Here is a 20,963-nt window from a genome sequence, read left to right as displayed (position 1 = left end):
TTCATAAGCTGAAGCAGGCATAGCACGGGGTGGACGGCAGTCGGTGGGTGGGGCACGCATTCCACCTCGTGACGGGATGCAACCCCTCGCACGCGCGCCGCACTCGTCGGCCACTCGCGAACGGCGCCCCGGCCGGAGCGCCCCTGCCGGGTCGACTCGACAACGCCTTCACCCGTATGAGGTCTCGTGCCGTCACACGCATCCCGCTACATTCGAACGCATGACCGAATGGCGTGATGTGGAAGAGGCTGCCCTCCCAGTGCCGGACCAGGTGCCGGACTGGAGGGACACCGAATTCGCCCGAACGGGACTCACGCTCACGCTCCAGAGGGCCGGCCGACGACAGAAGACGCAGGTACTGGCCTACCGCGACCAGCCCGACGGCCGTCGCGCCCTGCTCGTCATTCTCGACTGGCCCCGGCCCACCATCCGCATGACCTGGGTTCTCTGGGACCCCCACCGCATGAGCCTGCTGTACGCCGAACACCATGTCCCCGCGGCGGCCGAGGCCGCCCAGCAGAACGGCGACGCGGCGATCGCGGGCGACGACATGCTCGACTGCTTCGACGACAGACCCGTCTCCTACTGGCCGCACCGCGCGGTCGAGGTGCGCGTGGGCGGCCGCTGGCACGAGGGCGGACTACGGGCTCACTTCCACGGTCCGGGCCATCGGTCCGTCGCCTGGGTACAACCACGGTTCTACGAACCCGAGTGGCAAGGCCTCATCTCCTTCAGTCGGTACTACGTCTGGGATCCGGCGACCATCAGATTCCGCGACGCTGCCGATTCCTGAAGGCATGACGCTTCGGCCGCCGCCCCCACGCGTCCCGTTGATCACTGAACTGGGGCACCGCGGAGGGGCCCTGCCGGTGAGCACACGGGCTCCCCGACGTGGGTGCGATTTCGGGGAACGAACAGTGACGGGCCGTCAGTGACGAGGCGGATTGCCGCGGGGCGAGAGGACGCCGTTCGGCAGGGCGGGAGCGGGCAGTCGGAACCCGCCGTGTCCTTCGACGGCGCCGAAGCGGTCCGAGGCCGCCTCCCACTCCTCGCGCGCCCGGACGATGTCGTCGTGGCTGCGGCCGATGAAGTTCCACCACATGACGATCTCCTCCTCGAACGGCGTTCCGCCGAGCAGGACTGCGCGGGCCGTGCCGTCCGACCCGTTCGTCAGCGTGAGGGTGTCCGCTCCGGTGCGGACGTAGCCCAGTTCCGCGGGTCGCAGCAGGGTGTCGGCCATACGGACGTCCCCCTGGTCGACGAGCAGGCCGTGCTCGAAGCCGGGGTCCACGGCGAGCGTGACCGTCGCCCGGGGTTCGAGGAGGATCTCGGCGCCGAGCAGCGGCGTGAAGGTCCGCACCGGGGAGTCGTCCCCGGCGAGGGAACCGAGGAAGACCCTGATCTCCGCTCCGGCGATGCGTACGGGGGCGGGCGCATGGTGCTGGAAGTCCCGCTCGGCGTCGCGGTGCTCGGCGGGCAGCGCCACCCAGAGCTGGACACCGTGCAGGACGGCGGTCCGCGCGGTGGAGACCTCGGAGTGGCTGATCCCGTGTCCGCCGGTCATCAGGTTCAGTTCGCCGGGGCGCACGAAGGCGTGGCTGCCGAGGCTGTCACGGTGCTCGATCTCGCCGCTGAACAGCCAGCTCACCGTCTGCAGCCCGGTGTGCGGGTGAGGCGGCACGTCCATGCCGCCGGTCGCGGACACGTCGTCGGGGCCGTAATGGTCGGCGAAGCACCATGCTCCGATCAGCGTCCTGGCGCGCTGCGGCAGCGTCCTGCGCACGGTCATCGCCCGCGGGCCGCCCAGTGGCACGTCGCGCGGTGCCAGTACGTCGACCCGCGGCGAATCCGCCGGCCGGGCGCCGTCCGCCGACGTCCCACAGCGCACTTCCACCGGTCTGGCCTCGACGTTGCTCATCGTGGACCGCCTTTCACCCACATGATGATTTCATGTTCAACAATTATGCCTGGATCATAGAACCACGACACCTTCGCCCACACGACCGACAAGGGAGCCGGGGAGCGGCCCCGAAGGAGCGCCACCTTGACCAGCCCCACGACGGACTCCGCGACCCGGCGGATCTTCATCGACAAGCAGAGCCCCAAGGCGTACCACGCCATGGTCCAGACGTCCGAGGCGGTGCGCGCGGTCGCCGCCGACGCGGGACTCGACCGCACGCTCGTGGAGCTGGTCAACCTCCGCGTGTCGCAGATCAACGGCTGCGCCTACTGCCTCGACACGCACACCAAGGCAGCCCTGCGCCTGGGCGAGTCGACTCAGCGGCTGGGCGTGCTGGCGGCCTGGCGGGACACCGAACTCTTCACGCCCGAGGAGCGCGCCGCTCTCGCCGTCGCCGAAGCCACCACCGATCCCACGGACGCGGCCGCGCAGGAATCCGCCCTCGACGAAGCCCACCGGGCGCTCACCGACGACCAGGTCTCCGCGGTGATCTGGGTGGCGATCACCATCAACGCCTTCAACCGCGTCTCGATCATGAGCAAGCATCCCGTGCGCAGGATCGAGGGCCCTCGGACGCACAGCTGACGGGCAGGACCCGGGAGCTCAGGCGGTCGGCCGCCGGGACAACCCCCGCGTGAAGGGCGTCGACGGCCGCGCGAGGCGTTCACCGTCCACGACGATGTCGACCACCTCGTTGTAGAACGCCAGGAGTCCCCTGACGGCACCCACCGCGGGCAGCGGCTCCGGGTAGCTCCAGACGACGTCCGGCGGCACGTCGGCCGCGCCGCGCCACGACCAGTACTCGGCGGTCCCCTTGTAGGGGCAGCCGCTGCTGTGGTCCGTGGGCGTGAGCAGTTCGAGACGGACGTCCTCGCGGGGGATGTAGTAGCGGGTCGGCAGACCGGTCTCGAAGAGCAGGACCGGGCGCCGGGTGTCGGCGACGAGGGTGCCGTCGATCTCGACCTGGACGTGGCGGCTACTGGGCAGGGCGTCCACCCGTTTGTGCGGGTCACGGGGATGGATGAAGATCTCTTCGTCCTCCTCGTACCAGTGGTCCAGCCCGCGGCCCGTGCGCCGGGACCACTCGAAGGCGATGTGACCGGCCAGGTCGTCGGCGGGGAAGGTCCAGGCGGCGTTCTCCAGCAGGGCGCCGTCGGTCTGAAGGTCGTAGAAGATCCGCGATCCGGTGTGGGTGCCGGTCCGCGGGTTCCGGGCCGGGCGGAGCAGGTCCTCGCGGACCTCCGCGCGCGGGAAGGCGTACAGCGGTACGGGCACTCCTGGTTCCCAGACGAGGACGGGGTGGCGGCTGTCGACGACGGTGACGTCGCCCGTGCGGCCGCGCACCCAGCGTTCGCTGGGCTCCCAGAGCAGGCCCTGCGGGGTGGTGCGGACGGACTCGGCGGTGCGCGGTGCGGTCATGGCTCCTTCTCCTGGAGACATCGCGCCGGAAGGACGGTGCCGCGACCTGCGGGACGGGGGTGTCCGGGCCGGCCCGCGGGCCGGCCCGGACACCCGGTGCCGTCAGACCAGGTCGAACCGGTCGAGGTCCATGACCTTCGCCCACGCGGCGACGAAGTCGTTCACGAACTTCTCCTTCGCGTCGTCACTCGCGTAGACCTCGGCGAGCGCGCGCAGCTCGGAGTTCGAGCCGAACACGAGGTCGGCACGGGTGCCGGTCCACTTGACCGCGCCGGAGGCGTCACGGCCCTCGAACGTGGTCTGGTCCTCGGAGGTCGACTTCCACGTCGTACCCAGGTCGAGCAGGTTGACGAAGAAGTCGTTGGTCAGCACGCCCGGCGTCTCGGTGAGGACACCGTGCTTCGACTGCTGGTGGTTGGCACCCAGCACACGCAGGCCACCGACCAGGACCGTCAGCTCCGGGGCGCTGAGGGTGAGCAGGTTCGCGCGGTCCAGCAGCAGGTACTCGGCGGGCAGGCGGTTGCCCTTGCCGAGGTAGTTGCGGAACCCGTCGGAGGTCGGCTCCAGCGCGGCGAAGGACTCCGCGTCGGTGTGCTCATCGGTCGCGTCGACACGGCCCGCCGCGAACGGGACCTCGACGACGATGCCGGCGTCCTTGGCGGCCTTCTCCACGGCGGCGGAGCCGCCGAGCACGATCAGGTCGGCCAGGGAGACCTTCTTGGCGCCGGAGTTGAACTCGCGCTGGATGCCCTCCAGGGTGCGCAGCACCGAGGCGAGCTGGTCGGGGTCGTTGGCCTCCCAGCCGCGCTGCGGCTCCAGGCGGATGCGCGCGCCGTTGGCGCCGCCGCGCTTGTCGCTGCCGCGGAAGGTGGAGGCCGACGCCCACGCGGTCGAGACCAGCTGCGAGACGGTCAGGCCCGAGTCGAGGAGCTTGGCCTTCAGGGCCGCGATGTCGGCGGCGTCGATGGCCTCGCCCTCGGCCTGCGGCAGCGGGTCCTGCCACAGCAGGGTCTCCTCCGGGACCTCCGGGCCGAGGTACAGCGACTTCGGGCCCATGTCACGGTGGGTCAGCTTGTACCAGGCGCGGGCGAAGGCGTCCGCGAACTCCTCCGGGTTCTCGTAGAACCGGCGCGAGATCGGCTCGTAGATCGGGTCGAAGCGCAGCGACAGGTCGGTGGTGAGCATCGTCGGGAGGTGCTTCTTCGACGAGTCGTGCGCGTCGGGGATGATCTCCGCGGCGTCCTTCGCCACCCACTGGTGGGCACCGGCCGGGCTCTGGCTGAGCTCGTACTCGTACTCGAACAGGTTCTTGAAGAACCCGTTGCTCCACTGGGTCGGCGTGGTGGTCCAGGTGACCTCCAGGCCGGACGTGATCGCGTCGCCGCCCTTGCCGGTGCCGTAGGTGCTGGCCCAGCCGAGGCCCTGCGCCTCGATCGGGGCGGCCTCGGGGTCGGCGCCGACGTTGTCCGCCGGGCCGGCGCCGTGGGTCTTGCCGAAGGTGTGACCGCCGGCGATGAGGGCGACGGTCTCCTCGTCGTTCATCGCCATCCGGCGGAACGTCTCACGGATGTCGCGCGCCGCGGCGATCGGGTCCGGGTTGCCGTTCGGGCCCTCCGGATTGACGTAGATCAGGCCCATCTGGACCGCGCCGAGCGGGTTCTCCAGCTCGCGGTCGCCGGTGTAGCGCCGGTCGTCGAGCCAGGTGGTCTCGGGACCCCAGTAGACGTCCTCCTCGGCCTCCCACACGTCGGCACGGCCGCCGCCGAAGCCGAAGGTCTCGAAGCCCATCGTCTCCAGCGCGACATTGCCGGTGAGGACCATCAGGTCGGCCCACGACAGGCTCTTGCCGTACTTCTTCTTCACCGGCCACAGCAGGCGGCGGGCCTTGTCCAGGTTGCCGTTGTCCGGCCAGCTGTTGAGCGGGGCGAAGCGCTGCTGGCCGGCGCCGGCGCCGCCGCGGCCGTCGCTGATGCGGTAGGTGCCCGCGCTGTGCCAGGCCATACGGATCATCAGCGGGCCGTAGTTGCCGAAGTCGGCGGGCCACCAGTCCTGGGAATCGGTGAGGACCTCGGCGATGTCCCGCTTCACGGCGGCGAGGTCGAGACCGTTGAACGCCTCGGCGTAGTCGAACTCCTCGCCGAGCGGGTTGGCCACGGCGGGGTTCTTGGCAAGAATCTTCAGGTTGAGGCGATCCGGCCACCACTGGCGGTTCCCGCCGCCCTGGGTCGGGTGCGCGGCACGGCCGTGCGCGACCGGGCAGCCGCCCTCGCCCTCCGATTTCGCGTCAGTGACGATTGCGTCATGGTTCTCAGACATGGGAATCCTTCCGGGCTGGGCGGATCACGTTGTTCAGGAACTAAGCGTTACTAGGCAGCGGCAGAGCAGGCGGAGCACAGGCCCCAGTAGATGACCTCGGCCTCGTCGATCGCGAAGCCGTGGTCCTCGGACGCGGTGAGGCACGGAGCCTCACGGACCGCGCAGTCGACGTCGGCGACCGCACCGCACGAGCGGCACACGACGTGGTGGTGGTTGTCCCCGACACGCCCCTCGAAGCGGGCCGGGCTCCCGGCCGGCTCGATGCGGCGTATGAGTCCCGCCGCGGTGAGTGCGTGGAGGGCGTCGTACACGGCTTGAAGTGATATGTGGCCCACGCGGTCGCGCACGCCGGAGGCGATCGCCTCGACACCGAGGTGGTCACCGTCGCGGACGGTCTCCAGCAGTGCCACACGGGCCGCCGTCACCCGCAGGCCGGCACCGCGCAGCTCCTGGGCGGTGGACGGATTCCGGGATGCGGTCATGGCACCGAACCTACCCCCTTAAACACGAACGATTCAAGAAAACGAACCGTGCCAGTCTGGTGTCGTGCACCTGCCCGGCCGAGTCCTGGCCGTCGCGGCGACCGGGAGGTGCCGGGGTCCCTCCCGGGAGCCTGCCGGAGCCGCCCTCCACTCCGGTCACGGACGGGACACCACTGAGCGAAGCTGCCTTCGAGAGCTGACCCCGAGCTTCGCGAAAACGTTGCCGAGGTGCCATTCCACCGTGCGCGGGCTGATGAACAGCTGGGCGGCGATCTCCTGGTTGGTGTGTCCGTCCCTGGCCAGCCTGGCGATCTGGGCTTCCTGGCCGGTGAGCTCGGCGTCCGTGCCGTTCGTCCGCTTGCGTGCGGTCTCCCCGGTCGCCAAGAGCTCCTTGCGGGCACGCTCGGCGAAGCCGTCGGCCCCGAACCGATTGAACGCCTCGTAGGCGGAACGCAGCTGAACACGGCTCTCCTGGCGGCGGTTACGACGACGCAGCCACTCGCCGTACAGCAGTCGGGCACGGGCCAGATGAATGGCGATGCGGCAGCCTCCGAGATGCTCGATCGCCTCCTGGTAGAACGCCTCGGCAGCCTGGTCGTCGGCCACCAGGGCACGCGCGCAGGCCCCTACCCCCAGGGCCCACCGGGTTCCGCTCGCGCGGGTGCGCTCGGTGAGGTCGTCCAGTGCCGCCACCGCGATGTCCGGCTGCCCGTTGCGGACGGCCGCCTCGACGAGTTCGGACAGTGCCCACCCGAAGAAGGCCAGGTCCTCGTACTGGCACGCGCGCGTCGCCGCTGCCAGCGCGGCGTCGTAGCGGCCGAGGCCGTTGTACAGAACCGCGGTTGCGTACTCGGCGAGGCCCAGACTGCGCCCCTCACCCCTGGCCCGCACTTCTTCGACGGTGGCCTCGATGAGATGCCTCGCCCGGTCCTCCTGGCCCCGCAAGGCGCCGAGGACGAGTGACGTGTACATCATGGGTACGCCGCCCACGGCGTCCGAGATCGTCGTGGCCTCGTCGATCAGAGCCGCCGCGGTGTCGAATTCGCCGGCGTGGACGTGGGTGAACGCCTGGTAGGTCAGTGCCATCGGGAGCACGGTGAGCGCCCCCTCTTCGCGGGCGATGCGGACGGCGCCGATCGCCAGTCGGTACCACGCGTCGTCGTCCCACAGTTCGGACGCGAGAGGCTCGGGTATCAGACGGAAGGCGAGCCACAGCCAGCGCCGGTCCGTATCCGTCGCGCCGGACGCCTGCTCCTGCTGGACGACGTGCAGTGCGTGTCGGAGAGGGGCGACGCCGGCGGCGTAGCCGTCGATGATCCGGCCGACCACGCTGTCCAGAAGAATGTCGACCGTCCGCGGTGGCGTCGGCGGCGACGGTCCGGCGCGGGCCGCCTCGGCCACCTCCCGCAGTCCGGGGCCCTCGCTCAGGCGGCCGGCGAAGATCGCCGCGCCGACCGCTTCCAGGAGGGTGTCCCGGGCGTGGGCGGCATGCAGAGGCGCCAGCCGGTGTGCCGCGTCGAGCAGGAGCCGGGGCGCGTCGCCCCCTCGCACTTGGGAGAACACCAGTCGGGCTCGCAGCCGCTCGATTCGAGCGCGTCCCAGGTCGTCCAGAGGGCCGGCCTCCGCTGCCGCCAGCATCGTGCAGGCCTGGTCGGCCGCGCCGGCGTCGATCGCGGCCTGGGCGGCGGCCAGTGCACGGGTGACACGGCGTACGGGATCGGGCGTCAGTTCCGCCGCCCGTCGCAGGAACGAGGCTGCCGCGGCGTTCCCTCCCCTGCCTCGCGCCCGGCCGGCCGAGCGCTCCAGGTCGAAGGCGACGCTCTCCTCCGGCTGGGTGGCGGCGTGAGCGTGGTGCCACGCCCTGCGATCGGGATCAAGGTGGGGATCGGTGGCCTCCGCCAGTGCCCGGTGTGCCGCACGGCGATCCGGCGCAGGCGCCCGCCGATAGATGGCCGAGCGCACCAGGGGGTGGTGGAACCGCACCACGGTGTCGTATTCGACGAGCCCCGCGGCCTCGGCCGGCGCTGCGGCGTCCTGCGGTATCTCCTGCAGGCGGGCCGCGCGCCACAGCAGGCGCGCGTCGCCGGTCGGTTCCGCCGCGGCGGTCAGCAGGAGTCGCCGGCCGTCCTGCGGAAGTGATCGGAACTCCTGGTAGAAGGCGTCCTCGATGCGGCCCGCCAAGGGGCGCCCGCCGGGAAGCCGGAATCCGCCCGCCAGCTCCGCGGGGGCTTGCGGCAGCTGCAGCAGCAGGGCCATCGGGTTGCCGTGGGCCTCGGCGACGATCCGGTCCCGCACCAGCGGGTCGAGGGGCACCGGGAGAGCCGAAGCCAGCAGGCTCCGTGCGTCGCGCTCGCTCAGGCCGTCGAGGATCAGTTCCGGCAGGCCGGTCAGCTCACGATGGTCGTCGGACTCTCGCAGGGCGAAGACCAACGCTATCGGTTCGGCCATCAACCGCCTGGCGACGAACACCAGCGTTTCCATCGACTCCCCGTCCAGCCATTGCGCATCGTCGATGAGGCAGGCCAGTGGCTGGGCCTCGGCGACGCCGGCGAGCAGATCGAGCGCGGCCAGGCCCACCAGGTACCGATTCGGCGGCTCGCCCTCCCGCAGTCCGAACGCCACGGACAACGCATCGTGCTGCGGCCCCGGCAGCTCGTGAAGCCGGCCCAGCGCGCGGGTGAACGTGCACAACTGCTGAAGGCCCGCGAAGGGAAGTCTCATCTCCGACTCGACGCCCGCGATGGCGGCGGTACGGAACCCGACGGCCCGGCCGGCCGCGTAGTCCAGCAAGGCGGTCTTGCCGATCCCCGCCTCGCCGCGAAGGACCAGGACCGCGCTGCTGCCCGCCCGCGCCGTGGCCAGTACCCGCTCGAGCGCGCCCAGCTCCCGGTCCCGCCCCAGCAGTCCGGCCTGAGCATCGATGCCGGGCACGCCCATAGTCGATCTCCTGACCCCGCTGCCTGGTGTGTCTGCCCGCGGCCGGCCGAAGCGACCGGTCAGCTCGGCATGACCCCTTCGGACATCACCATTGTCACCGTAGTACATTGCGGACATTTTCAGCCGATATGAGACTGACGCCCATATGAGACTGCGGCTCCCTGATCAGCAGGCAGCGACTGTCGGTACCCCTGCGTGATCCACGGGTGCGTCGCCTCCGCCGCGAGTGCTGCCCCCGGGTTCAGCCACGGGACCAACCCCGGGGGTTTCCCGGGGGCGATGCAGGCCCGACCTCGGAAATGGTGGACGAGCCGGCGGCACGGGGTCGCCGGCGACAGCAAGGAGATTCACATGTCCGCCACTCCCGGCATTCCCGAGATCCGGCCGTTCACGTTCGAGTTCCCCCAGGCGGAACTCGATGATCTGCGTGCGCGCATCGAGGCGGCGCGGTGGCCCGAGAAGGAGACCGTCGCGGACCAGTCGCAGGGCACGCAGCTGGAGACGATGAAGGAGCTCGCGCGCTACTGGGCGTCGGAGTACGACTGGCGCAAGGTCGAGGCGAAGCTGAAGGCCCTGCCGCACTTCATCACCGAGATCGACGGCCTGGACATCCACTTCATCCACGTCCGTTCCAAGCACGAGGACGCCCTGCCGCTGATCGTCACACACGGCTGGCCGGGCTCGATCGTCGAGCAGCTGAAGATCATCGAGCCGCTGGTCGACCCCACCGCCCATGGCGGGAGCGCGTCGGACGCCTTCCACGTGATCATCCCGTCGATGCCCGGCTACGGCTTCTCGGGCAAGCCCACCTCGACCGGCTGGGGTCCCGAGCGCATCGCACGCGCCTGGGGCGAGCTGATGAAGCGCCTGGGCTACACGAAGTACGCGGCCCAGGGCGGCGACTGGGGTGCGATCATCGCCGACCACATGGGGGTCCAGGCACCCGAGGGCCTGATCGGCATCCACACCAACATGGCCGGCGTCGTACCGCCCGCCATCGATGCCGCGCTCATCGCGGGCAATCCGCTGCCCGCGGGCCTGTCGCTCTCCGACGAGGAGAAGGCGGCGGTGGAGCAGCTGGACTTCGTGTACCGCCACGTGTACTTCGCCTACCTGATGGCGTCGCGCCCGCAGACGCTGACCGGGCTGGTGGACTCCCCCGTCGGCCTGGCGGCCTTCCTGCTCGACCACGACGCGGCCAGCCTGGCCATGATCTCCCGGTCCTTCGCCGGCGTGAAGGAGGGCCTGACCCGGGACGACGTCCTCGACAACATCACGCTCTTCTGGCTGACCAACACGGCGGTCTCCGCGGCTCGCCTCTACGCGGAGAACAAGACCTCCTTCTTCGGGGTCAAGGGCGTCTCTCTCCCGGTCGCCGTGAGCGTCTTCCCCGACGAGATGTACCTGGCCCCCAAGAGCTGGGCGGAGCAGGCCTACCCGAACCTCGTCCACTACAACAGGCTCCCCAAGGGCGGCCACTTCGCCGCCTGGGAGCAGCCGGAGCTCCTCGTGAACGAGATCCGCACGGGCCTGCGAAGCCTGCGGTGACCGATCACGCCTGACGCCTGCGCAGGCACCGGCCCCGCGAGGCGGCCGAGCGACCCGACTCCGGGTCCGTCCGGCCGCCCCGCGGGGCGTTCGTGGAGGTCGACAGGGCCACCACGGGCTCCGAACGCCCTGCCTGTCGGCACCCGGTGCACCGGCACGCTGTTCGTTCCAGGTCATGTAACGCCTCGCAGACGGCAGTTGGGGTACCGAACGCGAGCCCCTCACTAACTATTAATTTAGGAATTATTATTGACGTGCGCCGGTGACCGCTGCAAGATCCTGGCAACCAACCCGTAGGCGAGCGGGCGTTGACTGGTCCTAGGAACGACCGCCGCACCTTCCGCCGGGCAGCGGTGCCTCAGACTCACGACCGGGACGGTTCGGCACGCCTGATCGGACAGCGAAGGATCCGATGTGAAACGACATCTCACCGTCCTCCTGGCTCTCCTGACCGGCTTGCTGGTCGTGCAGGCACCCGCCCACGCCGTCCCCCGGGCCGGCAGTGACGCCGTCACGGCGCCGGCGTCTCAGCAGGTGCTGAGCCCGACGCCCTACATGGGCTGGAACACCTACTACGCACTGGGTGGCGACCCGACCGAGGCGGAAGTCAAGTCGATTGCCGACTTCCTGGTCAGCAGCGGACTGCGCGACGCCGGCTACCAGTACGTCTGGATCGACGGCAACTGGGCGGCACCGACCCCGCGCAACTCGGCCGGCGACCTGGTGGCCAACCCCGACCAGTTCCCGAACGGGCTGAAGCCGCTGGTCGACTACATCCACGCCAAGGGCCTGAAGGCGGGCATCTACACCGACGCCGGCCCCTACATTCCAGGCAAGTGCGGACTCGGCAGCCACGGCCACTACCAGCACGACGCGGACCAGTTCGCCGCCTGGGAGTTCGACGCGGTCAAGGCCGACTACCTCTGCGGGATCGCCGCGGACCTCGACCCGAAGACCGTCTACACCGAGTTCGCGCAGGCGCTGCGGAACAACGCCGGCAAGCGCCCCATGATCTTCAACCTCTGCAACCCGGTGACCTCCCCGGACTGGGGCAACTACCCCGAAGAGCAGCAGTCGACGTACTCCTGGTCCTACGCGCCGGCGATCGCGCAGTCCTGGCGGACGTACACGGATGTCGGTTTCGTCGGCGAGATCAAGTACAAGGACGTGCTGCGGAACTACGACGCGAACGCGCGGCACCCCGAGGCCGCCGGGCCGGGGCACTTCAACGACCCGGACTACCTCGGACCCGAACTGGGGATGACCGACGAGGAGTTCCGTACCCAGATGACGCTCTGGTCGGCGGCGGCCGCGCCGCTGATGATCGGCAGCGACGTCCGCAAGCTCAGCAAGACCTCGCTCGGGATTCTATCGGACCGCGACGTCATCGCGATCGACCAGGACCCCGCCGGTGTCCAGGCCGTCCGCGTGGGCCCGGCGGGCACGACGGAGACCTGGGTGAAGCGGCTGGCGAACGGTGACCGCGCCGTGGTGCTGCTGAACCGGGGCGACAGCCCCGCGACCCTGACCACGAAGGCGTCGTCGGTCGGGCTGACCGGGGATCGGTTCACCCTGAAGAACGCCTGGACCGACCAGGTCACCGAGAGCGCCGGCACCATCAGTGCCGCCGTCCCGGCCCATGGTGCGGCCCTGTTCCGGGTCGCCCGGGCAACGGGCAAGCCCGGCGTTCCGCACGTCGTCGCCGGCCTGCCGCAGGTGACGGAGGTCGATGGCGACGCGGTGCCGGCCGGGGTCGCCCCGGTGGTCGCCGGCGGCGACCAGGCCCGGGTCGAGGTCACCGTCCGCAACGACGGTGCGCGACCGGTCTTCACGCCGCGGGTCGAGCTGGCGGCGCCCGCCGGGTGGACCGCCCGCCCGCTCGGCAGAGCGCCGAAGCTGCTGCCGTCCGACCGCTCCGTGACGCTGGCCTTCACGGTGACCCTGCCGGCCACCGCCGCGCCCGGCAGCGCCGCGCTGACCGCCACCACCTCCTACGAGGTGACCGGCAAGGGGCGGTTGCGGCAGGAGACGGCCACGTCGCTGGTCGTGGCACCGGCGGCGCCGGACGGCGACGTCGCCCTGTCGCACCACGACTGGATCAGCGCCACCAGCGGATGGATGAGCCCGACGGTCGACCGGAGCGTCGGCGGCTGGACGCCGATCAGCATGCTCGGACAGGTACATCCGACCGGTATCGGGGTCGCCTCACCTTCCACGGTCCGCTACTACCTCGGCGACCGGTGCACCCGGCTGACCACGACCGTCGGCATCGACGACGCGGTGCGCAACGTCGGCCCGGAGGGCGGCACGTCGACCTTCCAGGTCATCGGTGACGGCCGGGTGCTGTTCGACAGCGGGGTGCTGAGCCGCGACGACGTCCGCCAGGCCGACATCGACCTGACCGGTGTCCGGGTGCTCGACCTGGTGGTCGGCGACGCCGGAGACGGCGGCTACAACGACCGTGCCGACTGGGCCGGTTTGAATGCCACCTGCTGATTCGGCTCTCACGGGGCTGCGCGCCCTCGGCTCTCCGGCCACGGCCGTACCGACGCCCTTGACGTGAACCGTCCCGAGAACGGCCCCCGAACGGGTTACCTGGTCGGGGGCCGTTCATCTGCGGTGGGTGTGGGACTTGAACTCACGGTGACCTCGCTGCCACGACGGTTCTCAAGTCCATCCCGGGCCGACGCTGCCTGACGGCGACGCCAACATGCTTCCGTGTGAGCAGGGATGTGTCACTGGGCGGCGACATCAGCCGTACTCGGGCCTGGGTCGGCACCGGCGCGGTCGATCGTGCCCCGAGCGGGCACCGGAGGCTGGTCCGGCCAGGCGAACGCGTACCGGGGATCGCCCCCGCGGTTCAGCCGTACGAAGCGCAGGAGTTCGCGGACGACGCCCGCGTTGCCCATGGCCCAGCCCGTGCACGGTTCGAGGTCGCTCGGGGTGCCCCGGTGGTCGAAGTTGGACCAGCGGGCGCCGTCGGCGTCCCGGATCGCGCGGGCGGCCAGGTCCGCGACGAGGACGTCGGCGAAGTCGTACGGGTCCTGCTGTTCTACGATCCGGTCGCAGGCCAGGGCGAGAACGCCCGCGGTGCCGCAGCAGCGGCCGTTGTTGTCCCAGAAGCCGGGACGCAGCCGCTGGGGCAGGCCGGACCGGGTGACCGTGTGCCAGCAGCGGTCGGCCAGGGCGGGCCAGACGGGGTCCGCCGTGACGTCCCGCAACAGCCGGAAGACCTGGGCGTCGCCGGCCGGGCCGTGGCACCAGCCGTAGCTGACGGGCTCGATCACATCGGGGCGGTACTGCGGAGTGGAGTGCAGCACCAGAAAGCCCTCCGGCCCCGCTTCGTCACGCGCCACGACATCCGCGGCACCGGCCAGGGCCAGCTCGACCAGGTCCGTACGGCCGGTGGCCCGGCCGACCCGGGCAAGTGCCAGGACGATGCCGAGCGTGCCGTGCGAGATGTGGTGCAGACGGGAGTCGATGCCCGTGCGATGAGCCCACTGAACGCCCGCCGCGGTCTGCTCCGCCGTCCGCAGATACGGCTCCACGGCGAGGACGGCCAGGTCGGCGTCGCCGGCCACGAGCGCGCCGAGGCCGATCCCCGCGTTGCCGCCCATCAGCTCGAACAGCTCGCCCCAGCGCGTCCCGTCGAAGCGTGACCGCACGAGTTCCAGCGCGCGGTCCGCGGCGGCGCCGGCGGCCGTGTCGCCGAGTTCGTCGTGAACGGCCCGCAGGGCGAGGGCCATTCCGGTGCGACCGAAGTAGAGGGAGTCGTCGTCGATGCCGTCGACGGAGTCCGCGAGGCTGCGGGCCGCGCGCAGGGCGGTGGCAGCGTAGGAGTCGTCGCCGAAGTGTCGCCACGCCTCCAGGAGCACGGGGACGATCCCGGCCGTACCGGAGTAGAGCGTCGGGTTGCGCTCGTCGTCCGAGGGCCTGGTCGTCCAGGCGAGGCCTCCGCCGGCGGTTTCCCGTGCCTCCTCGGTCAGCCACCGCAGGCCCTCCACCGCGAGTCCCTCGACCTCGTCGACCGCCACAACCGTGGACTCTGGTGCTGTCATGCGCCCACTCTCGCATGGTCTTCCGGACCCGCCCGGCGGGAGGTGGCACTCCGCAAGGTGACACGAAACAGCGGCGCTGTCCCGAGCGCAGCCCATCCACGAAGCAGCGCTCTTGCTACTCTCTGGAGCCGTGAGCCAGAGCGGAGCCCAAGCAGCCGCCTTCTTCCGGGACGTCGCGCTGGAGCGGACGGTTTGGTTCGTACGCGACGATGCCGGCAGCCCTGCCCCGATGGACTCCAGCGGACGGCGATCAGCTCCGTTCTGGTCCACGGCCGCACGCGCGAGACGAGCAGTCGAGCTCTGGGGCGGAAACCTTCGAGTCGAGTCTCGGACGTTGGACCACTGGCGCAATGCCGAGCTACCCGACCTGGCCGAAGGACAGTTTCTCGTCGGGATCAATTGGTCGGGCCCGCGGTTGGTCGGATGGAGCTTCACCGTCCCCGAGGTGATCAATCGCCTTACCCACGCGCTCGGCGAGTCTTCCCTCGGGCCGGCACAGGTCTCCGATTGAGCGAGCGATCCGCGTGTGCCCCATCCGTGCCCGATCGACGTGACGCAGCACGTACCCCAGGTCGTGCCACTCTCGTGCCAGAACGGACGGGGACTCACGGGGAACCCGGGTGCGCAGGACGACTTCGGCCTCTGCCCATGACAGAGAAGCAGCGGGGCGCCCGGCCTCACTCCTGAGCCGGTGATGGCTGGACCCACCGCTGCAGGCGGGCGCAGGCCACCAGTGCGCTGCCGTCTTCGGTGAAGTAGCACAGGAAGGTCCAATTCTGATCGACGGAATCGATCATCCCTCCGCTCACCGGCCGGGCATGCTCGCGGAGGAGCTCCACCATTCGTTCCAGCCCAAGAGGTTCGACTCCGCGCAGCCGCATGCGCCGAAGTCGGCGTGCGAAGACCCCGGCATGCCGCTCTGCGGGATGCGTCGTATCCCACACGCTGTAGGTGGCGCCGCCGCGGAGGGCGGCCAGAGCAGCCGCGGACACCTCGTCGTCACCGGCCAACAGCTCTTCCAGCACATGCCGTTCCATGGTCACCCCCACCGGGATCCTGCGGTACGGCGACCTTGCTGCCCATGGTTCGTATACAAGGGCCCAGGGCGGTCGGCGACCTGACTCGGTCATTGAGACCCCACCGACGTTACTGCCTGGCTGCCGGAGATGGTGCAGGGCCGGAGCTCTACGATGCCGCCGTGAGCTACGACATCCACTTCCTCGACCGGAGCCCGGGCCAGTCTTGGGATGAGGCTCTCGAAGCGCTGGAGGCCCATGACGACGTCGAGGGACTGGTACTGCCCGGGCTCATCGAAGCGTGGGAACGCATCGTGCCCCAGGCCCGCAACCTGCTCGGCGAGATCGATCTCTTCGAGAACGGCGAGACGTGCGAGCTGACGCACCACGCCACCGGGATCCAGGCGTCGGTCTTCATCGACGAGGTAGCGATCACGGTGCCGTACTGGCACACAGGCGAGGAGGCGGAACGCATCCTGGACCTCGTGTACGCACTGGCGGCGATCATCGAACGCGAGACCGGCTTGGAGGGCTACGACCCACAGGGCGAACGCCCGGTCTCCGAGCTGTCTCCGGACCAGGGGGCACCGTGATGTCTGCGATCACAAGCGACCTCCGGAAGCGCGGCTGCTGAAACCCTCTGGGCCGGCCCCGCCACCAGCAGGACTTGCCTGGGCCATTGAGACTCCGCCGACCTCACGTTGCAGGACGCCCCGCACGGAGGAAGTCGAGGTACTCGTCTCCGGCCATGCCTGCATTCACCCAGCGATGACGGACCGCTCCGGTTCGACGCTCAGCCTCAGCCATCGCGCCTGCCGCATCATCGGTAACAGCCGGCGTCCGACCGAACTCGTCATCGGGGTCCAGCGGCGGGAACCCCAGGAGATCGCAGAAGGTCTCCCTGCCCACGTCCTCTACGACGTGCAGCGTCACCTCATACCCGCGCTTGGTGGACTCTTCTTCCGGGAGCACCTGGCCGCCGAGAGCGACCGGAGCCGACCGAAGCTCCCCGAGGCGTCGGCCCGCGCCTGGCGGCACCCTGATCCTGCGGTCACCGACCGGACGGCTCCCCCGGCACCCCGGGTCACTCCGTCGGTACCGCCTCGGGCAGGCCGAGCGCGGTGGACACATGGCGCCAGACGGCGGCGAGCACCATGTCCAGCGTGAGGGTCGGGTCGCGCAGCATGAGGCGGATGCCGTAACCGTCGCACAGGGACAGGACGAGCGTGCTGAGGCCGTCCACGTCGGTGGGCGTGAACTCGCCGGTCGCGATGCCGCGCCGTACCGCGTCGGACACCCAGGCGTGCAGCTGGGCGTACAGGTCGACGGCGAAGACCCGCGTGGTCTCGTCGCGCAGCGCCCTCACCCACAGTTCCTGCCACAGCTTCCAGTCCTGGTGCAGCTGGGGATCGCTGGGCAGCAGATTGCGCACGATGCGGGCCAGGATGACCGCCGCCGGGGCCGACTCGGCGTCGCGTTCGACGTCGACGGCGGTGTTGGCGAAGGAGTGCGTCATCGCCTCGGTGAACAGCTTCTCGCGCGTGTCGAAGTGGTAGTGCAGCAGCGCCGTCGACACTCCGGCCCGCTCGGCGACCATGCGCATGCGGATCTTCTCGAAGCCGATGTCGGCGATGACCTCGCACGCCGCGGTCAGGATGCGCTCGCGCGTGTCTGCCGTGCGCACCTTCGTGGACACCCTGCGGCTCCCCTCGTTCGGTGGTCGTACGCCAAGACCATTTTCCCTCAACTCGGCCCCGCCGCGGTCGCCCCCTCCCGATGCCGTTCGTCGTAGGTGTGGAAACCCCTCCCCGACTTCCGCCCCAGCAGGCCGGCCTCCACCATCCGGGACAGCAGTGGGGGCGGCGAGTACTGGGGTTCGCGGAACTCGGCGTACAGAGACTCGGCGATGGCTCGCGTGGTGTCCAGACCGATGAGGTCGGTCAGGGCCAGCGGGCCGAGCGGGTGGGCGCAGCCGAGGACCATGCCCCGGTCGACGTCCTCGACGGTCGCGCTGCCCGACTCCACCATGCGGACGGCGGCGAGGAGATACGGCACCAGCAGCGCGTTCACGACGAATCCGGCCTTGTCCCGGGTGCGTACGACCTCCTTGCCGAGGGTCGTGGTCACGAAGGCCTCGGCCCGTGCCGCGGTGGTGGGCGAGGTGAGCAGTGACGGGACGAGTTCGACGAGCCGCAGCACCGGTACGGGGTTGAAGAAGTGCACGCCGACGACTCGGTCGGGGCGGCCGGTCGCGGCGGCGAGCCGGATGACCGGGATGGAGGAGGTGTTCGTGGCGAGGATGGTGCGGTCGCCGGTGATCACGGAGTCGAGGCGGGCGAAGACGTCGAGCTTGAGGGCCTCGTCCTCCGCGACCGCCTCGACGACCAGGTCGTGGTCGGTCAGGGCCTCGATCTCGTCGGTCACGGTGATCAGGCCCGTGGCGGCGTCACGCTCCTGCGTGGTGAGCCTGCCGTGCGCGGTGGCCCGGTCGAGCGAGCGGGTGATGCGCAGCAGCCCCGCACGGGCCGCCTCCGCGTCGCGTTCCACGACCGTGACCGGCACGCCGGCGCGTGCGCAGACCTCGGCGATGCCGGCGCCCATCAGGCCGCCGCCGACGACCCCCACGCGCTCGATGTCGGTCATCCGTCTTCCTCTCCGAAGTGTGGCGAACTGTGCCGGTGCCGTCCGGCCGGGTGGGGCCGCCGGCGGCCCGGGACGCGGCAGCCCCCGGACAGGGGCTGCCCGGGGCCGGGGCACGACGCGGCCCCGGCCCCGGGCGCGTCATGCGACGGGCAGGTCCAGGACGTCGGTGCCGCGCTTGACGAGTTCGTTGGCGATGATGAGGCGCTGGATCTCGGAGGTGCCCTCCCAGATCCGGTCGACGCGCAGCTCTCGGTAGAGCCGCTCGACGGCGTACGTACGGTCGTAGCCGCGGCCGCCGTGGATCTGGAGGCAGCGGTCGATCACACGGCCCGAGGCCTCGCTGGCGGAGAGTTTGGCGATGGCCGCCTTGGCGTGCAGTGTCTTGCGGTCCTCGGCCGAGGCCTGGTCGATCTCCCAGGCGACCTGGTGGGTGTAGGCCCGGTTGACGGCGATGTCGACGGCGCAGTCGGCGAGCATGCCCTGGATCAGCTGGTACGAGGCGATCGGGGCGCCGAACTGCTCGCGCTCCACCGCCCAGTCCCGGGACAGCTCCAGTGCCCGCTCGGCCGCGCCGGTGGTGCGGGCCGCGATCATCAGACGCTCCTCGGTGAACCAGGAGCGGGTGATGTCGTACCCCTCGCCGATGCCGCCGAGCACGGCGTCCTCGCCGACCTGCACGTCGGTGAAGGTGAACTCGGGGTGTTCGTAGACGAAGGTGTGCATGAAGCGCGGCACGCGGGTCATCTCGATGCCGGGGGTGTCCTTGTCGACGAGGAACAGCGTGGGGGCGCGCTCCGGGCCCGCCGCGGCGAGGACGATCATGAAGTCGGCGTGGTCGCCGACGGTCACGAACCACTTCTCGCCGTTCAGCACCCAGCCGTGGTCGTTCCTGGTGGCGGTGGTGGCGAGGTTCTGCGGGTCCGAGCCCGCGCCGGGCTCGGTGACGGCGTAGCAGTCGCGCCGCTCGCCCTTGATCACCGGGACGAGGAAGCGCTCACGCTGCTCCGGGGTGCAGAAGCGGAGCGCGTTGGCGGGCCGCCACACCATGTCCCACAGGGCGCCGGTGAGCCGGCCGAGCTCCTCCTGCACGGTGACCTGCTCGGCGATGGTGAGTCCGGCGCCGCCCCACTCGGCCGGCATGTTGACGGCCTGGAGGCCGGCGTCGAGGACCGCGTCGCGGATCTTGGCGTGGGCACTCGCGGGCAGGCCGTTGTCCTCCTCGCACTGGATCTCGTAGTCGGCGATGAAGTCGGTGAGGGCGCGCGCGTCGGCCTTGAGCTGCGCCTGGCGCGGGGTGAGGCGGAAGTCCATGGATGTCCTCGCTGTGTGGTGACGGGTGTACGGGGGCGCGGGGCGAGCGGTTTCAGTGCGTGGGCAGGGCCAGGGCGCGGGTGCCGCGCTTGATCAGCTCGTTGGCGATGATGAGGCGCTGGATCTCGGAGGTGCCCTCCCAGATCCGGTCGACGCGCAGCTCGCGGTACATGCGCTCGACGGGGTAGGTGCGGTCGTAGCCGCGGCCGCCGAAGATCTGCAGGCAGCGGTCGGCGACCCGGCCGGCGGCCTCGCTGGCGGCGAGCTTGGCGGTGGAGGCCTTGGCGTGCAGCGTCTTGCGGTCGGTGTGCGGCTGGTCGGCCTCCCAGGCGACCTGGTGGGTGTAGGCGCGGTTGACGGCGATGTCGACGGCGCAGTCGGCGAGCATGCCCTGGATCAGCTGGTACGAGGCGATCGGGGCGCCGAACTGCTGGCGCTCCACGGCCCAGTCCCGGGCGAGTTGCAGGGCGCGTTCGGCCGCGCCGACGGTGCGGGCCGCGATCATCAGGCGTTCGTCGGTGAACCATTCCTTGGTCAGTGCGTAGCCGTTGCCGACACCGCCGAGCACGTCCTCGTCGGCCACGAAGACGTCGGTGAAGGTGAATTCGGGGTGCCCGTTGACCGCGGAGTGCATGAAGTGCGGGACGCGGGTCATCTCCACGCCCGGCGCGGCCCGGTCCACGAAGAAGAGCGTGGGCAGCCGATCGGGACCCGCGTCGGCCTGCACCAGCAGGAAGTCGGCGATGTCGCCGCAGGTGACGAACCACTTCTCCCCGTTGAGCAGCCAGCCGCCGTCGGTGCGGGTGGCCGTGGAGGTGCCCGAGGACGGGTCCGAGCCCGCGCCCGGCTCGGTGACGGCGAACGCGTCGAACTTCTCCGCGCGGATCACCGGCAGCAGGTACTTCTCGCGCTGTCGCTCGTCGCCGTACGCCAGGACGTTGGCGGGCCGCCAGGGGATGTCCCACAGGCAGTTGGTGACCTTGCCGAACTCCTCCTCCACCACGACCTGGTCGAGGAGGCTGAGTCCTGCGCCGCCCCACTCGGCCGGCATGTTGATGGCGTAGACGCCCGCGTCCATGGCGGCGCGGGTCAGTTCGGTGACGAGTGCCTGCGGCAGCGGGCCGCCGGCCTGTTCGGACTGGTCCTCGTACCGCATGAGCAGCCGTGCGTAGTCGGCGGCGCGGCGCTTCAGGTCGGCCTGTTCGGGGGTGTAGCGCATGTCCATGGGGGCCTCTTGGGTCGGGGGACGGCGGGCGGGGCTCGGGGCAGGGCT

17 protein-coding genes are annotated in these 20,963 nt (G+C 70.5%); 6 read left to right on the top strand and 11 right to left on the bottom strand.

Going from position 1 to position 20,963, the window contains the following annotated elements:
* Positions 1 to 220: 220 nt before the first annotated feature.
* Complete coding sequence (locus ACZ4IF_RS35325; protein WP_467570450.1) at positions 221 to 793, top strand: hypothetical protein; 573 nt, start codon at positions 221 to 223, stop codon at positions 791 to 793.
* A 135-nt stretch (positions 794 to 928) separates the two neighbouring features.
* On the opposite strand, the gene ACZ4IF_RS35320 is transcribed toward ACZ4IF_RS35325, so the two are convergent.
* The gene (locus ACZ4IF_RS35320) at positions 929 to 1,918 is read right to left on the bottom strand and encodes a pirin family protein (RefSeq protein ID WP_467570447.1); all 990 of its coding nucleotides are present in this window, start codon (positions 1,916 to 1,918) and stop codon (positions 929 to 931) included.
* A gap of 126 nt (positions 1,919 to 2,044) precedes the next feature.
* Here ACZ4IF_RS35320 and ACZ4IF_RS35315 point away from each other — a divergent pair, with 126 nt between their 5' ends.
* Positions 2,045 to 2,545: a carboxymuconolactone decarboxylase family protein gene (locus tag ACZ4IF_RS35315; RefSeq protein ID WP_467570444.1), complete on the top strand. Its 501-nt coding sequence runs from the start codon at positions 2,045 to 2,047 to the stop codon at positions 2,543 to 2,545.
* An 18-nt stretch (positions 2,546 to 2,563) separates the two neighbouring features.
* Here the strand turns inward: ACZ4IF_RS35315 and ACZ4IF_RS35310 are convergent, their stop codons facing one another.
* The 4 genes from ACZ4IF_RS35310 to ACZ4IF_RS35295 form a co-directional block, all read right to left on the bottom strand.
* Positions 2,564 to 3,379, bottom strand: a complete 816-nt coding sequence (locus ACZ4IF_RS35310; protein WP_467570441.1) for a DUF427 domain-containing protein — start codon at positions 3,377 to 3,379, stop codon at positions 2,564 to 2,566.
* A 102-nt stretch (positions 3,380 to 3,481) separates the two neighbouring features.
* A complete protein-coding gene (gene katG, locus ACZ4IF_RS35305) occupies positions 3,482 to 5,695 on the bottom strand; it encodes a catalase/peroxidase HPI (protein ID WP_467570438.1) in 2,214 nt (737 codons plus the stop codon).
* 50 nt (positions 5,696 to 5,745) lie between these two features.
* A complete protein-coding gene (locus tag ACZ4IF_RS35300) occupies positions 5,746 to 6,177 on the bottom strand; it encodes a Fur family transcriptional regulator (protein WP_095932502.1) in 432 nt (143 codons plus the stop codon).
* 156 nt (positions 6,178 to 6,333) lie between these two features.
* Positions 6,334 to 9,114: a helix-turn-helix transcriptional regulator gene (locus tag ACZ4IF_RS35295; protein ID WP_467570435.1), complete on the bottom strand. Its 2,781-nt coding sequence runs from the start codon at positions 9,112 to 9,114 to the stop codon at positions 6,334 to 6,336.
* Positions 9,115 to 9,465: 351 nt separating this feature from the next.
* Between ACZ4IF_RS35295 and ACZ4IF_RS35290 the strand changes: the two genes are divergently transcribed.
* Positions 9,466 to 10,662, top strand: coding sequence for an epoxide hydrolase family protein (locus tag ACZ4IF_RS35290; protein ID WP_467570431.1), 1,197 nt, complete (start codon positions 9,466 to 9,468; stop codon positions 10,660 to 10,662).
* Positions 10,663 to 11,076: 414 nt separating this feature from the next.
* The gene (locus ACZ4IF_RS35285) at positions 11,077 to 13,158 is read left to right on the top strand and encodes an NPCBM/NEW2 domain-containing protein (protein WP_467570428.1); all 2,082 of its coding nucleotides are present in this window, start codon (positions 11,077 to 11,079) and stop codon (positions 13,156 to 13,158) included.
* A gap of 239 nt (positions 13,159 to 13,397) precedes the next feature.
* Here the strand turns inward: ACZ4IF_RS35285 and ACZ4IF_RS35280 are convergent, their stop codons facing one another.
* Complete coding sequence (locus tag ACZ4IF_RS35280) at positions 13,398 to 14,720, bottom strand: lanthionine synthetase LanC family protein (protein ID WP_467570425.1); 1,323 nt, start codon at positions 14,718 to 14,720, stop codon at positions 13,398 to 13,400.
* Positions 14,721 to 14,850: 130 nt separating this feature from the next.
* Between ACZ4IF_RS35280 and ACZ4IF_RS35275 the strand changes: the two genes are divergently transcribed.
* A complete protein-coding gene (locus ACZ4IF_RS35275) occupies positions 14,851 to 15,231 on the top strand; it encodes a DUF2750 domain-containing protein (RefSeq protein WP_467570423.1) in 381 nt (126 codons plus the stop codon).
* Positions 15,232 to 15,397: 166 nt separating this feature from the next.
* On the opposite strand, the gene ACZ4IF_RS35270 is transcribed toward ACZ4IF_RS35275, so the two are convergent.
* A complete protein-coding gene (locus tag ACZ4IF_RS35270) occupies positions 15,398 to 15,757 on the bottom strand; it encodes a hypothetical protein (RefSeq protein ID WP_467570565.1) in 360 nt (119 codons plus the stop codon).
* Between the two features lie 161 nt (positions 15,758 to 15,918).
* On the opposite strand from ACZ4IF_RS35270, the gene ACZ4IF_RS35265 reads away from it, so the two are divergent.
* Positions 15,919 to 16,329 carry a hypothetical protein gene (locus ACZ4IF_RS35265; RefSeq protein WP_467570420.1) on the top strand — a complete coding sequence of 137 codons (411 nt, stop codon included), beginning with the start codon at positions 15,919 to 15,921 and terminating at the stop codon, positions 16,327 to 16,329.
* A gap of 491 nt (positions 16,330 to 16,820) precedes the next feature.
* On the opposite strand, the gene ACZ4IF_RS35260 is transcribed toward ACZ4IF_RS35265, so the two are convergent.
* From ACZ4IF_RS35260 to ACZ4IF_RS35245, 4 genes are all read right to left on the bottom strand, one after another.
* Positions 16,821 to 17,432 carry a TetR/AcrR family transcriptional regulator gene (locus ACZ4IF_RS35260; protein WP_467570417.1) on the bottom strand — a complete coding sequence of 204 codons (612 nt, stop codon included), beginning with the start codon at positions 17,430 to 17,432 and terminating at the stop codon, positions 16,821 to 16,823.
* A gap of 47 nt (positions 17,433 to 17,479) precedes the next feature.
* Positions 17,480 to 18,379: a 3-hydroxybutyryl-CoA dehydrogenase gene (locus ACZ4IF_RS35255; RefSeq protein WP_467570415.1), complete on the bottom strand. Its 900-nt coding sequence runs from the start codon at positions 18,377 to 18,379 to the stop codon at positions 17,480 to 17,482.
* Between the two features lie 138 nt (positions 18,380 to 18,517).
* Positions 18,518 to 19,690 (bottom strand): acyl-CoA dehydrogenase family protein, encoded by a 1,173-nt coding sequence (locus ACZ4IF_RS35250; protein ID WP_467570412.1) that lies wholly within the window; start codon positions 19,688 to 19,690, stop codon positions 18,518 to 18,520.
* A gap of 52 nt (positions 19,691 to 19,742) precedes the next feature.
* The gene (locus tag ACZ4IF_RS35245; RefSeq protein ID WP_467570409.1) at positions 19,743 to 20,915 is read right to left on the bottom strand and encodes an acyl-CoA dehydrogenase family protein; all 1,173 of its coding nucleotides are present in this window, start codon (positions 20,913 to 20,915) and stop codon (positions 19,743 to 19,745) included.
* Positions 20,916 to 20,963: the final 48 nt, after the last annotated feature.

This window comes from Streptomyces sp. NPDC025784, assembly GCF_055558435.1.
The sequence above is the reverse complement of the archived record's forward strand: the minus strand, read 5'-3'. Positions and strand labels throughout refer to the sequence as shown.

Bases quoted from the DNA above. Each gene is read 5' to 3' on its own strand.
- ACZ4IF_RS35270 (WP_467570565.1), bottom strand. From the start codon at position 15,757: ATGGAACGGCATGTGCTGGAAGAGCTGTTGGCCGGTGACGACGAGGTG.
- ACZ4IF_RS35255 (WP_467570415.1), bottom strand. From the start codon at position 18,379: ATGACCGACATCGAGCGCGTGGGGGTCGTCGGCGGCGGCCTGATGGGC.
- katG (WP_467570438.1), bottom strand. From the start codon at position 5,695: ATGTCTGAGAACCATGACGCAATCGTCACTGACGCGAAATCGGAGGGC.
- ACZ4IF_RS35250 (WP_467570412.1), bottom strand. From the start codon at position 19,690: ATGGACTTCCGCCTCACCCCGCGCCAGGCGCAGCTCAAGGCCGACGCG.
- ACZ4IF_RS35295 (WP_467570435.1), bottom strand. From the start codon at position 9,114: ATGGGCGTGCCCGGCATCGATGCTCAGGCCGGACTGCTGGGGCGGGAC.
- ACZ4IF_RS35325 (WP_467570450.1), top strand. From the start codon at position 221: ATGACCGAATGGCGTGATGTGGAAGAGGCTGCCCTCCCAGTGCCGGAC.
- ACZ4IF_RS35310 (WP_467570441.1), bottom strand. From the start codon at position 3,379: ATGACCGCACCGCGCACCGCCGAGTCCGTCCGCACCACCCCGCAGGGC.
- ACZ4IF_RS35320 (WP_467570447.1), bottom strand. From the start codon at position 1,918: ATGAGCAACGTCGAGGCCAGACCGGTGGAAGTGCGCTGTGGGACGTCG.
- ACZ4IF_RS35300 (WP_095932502.1), bottom strand. From the start codon at position 6,177: ATGACCGCATCCCGGAATCCGTCCACCGCCCAGGAGCTGCGCGGTGCC.
- ACZ4IF_RS35290 (WP_467570431.1), top strand. From the start codon at position 9,466: ATGTCCGCCACTCCCGGCATTCCCGAGATCCGGCCGTTCACGTTCGAG.
- ACZ4IF_RS35280 (WP_467570425.1), bottom strand. From the start codon at position 14,720: ATGACAGCACCAGAGTCCACGGTTGTGGCGGTCGACGAGGTCGAGGGA.
- ACZ4IF_RS35245 (WP_467570409.1), bottom strand. From the start codon at position 20,915: ATGGACATGCGCTACACCCCCGAACAGGCCGACCTGAAGCGCCGCGCC.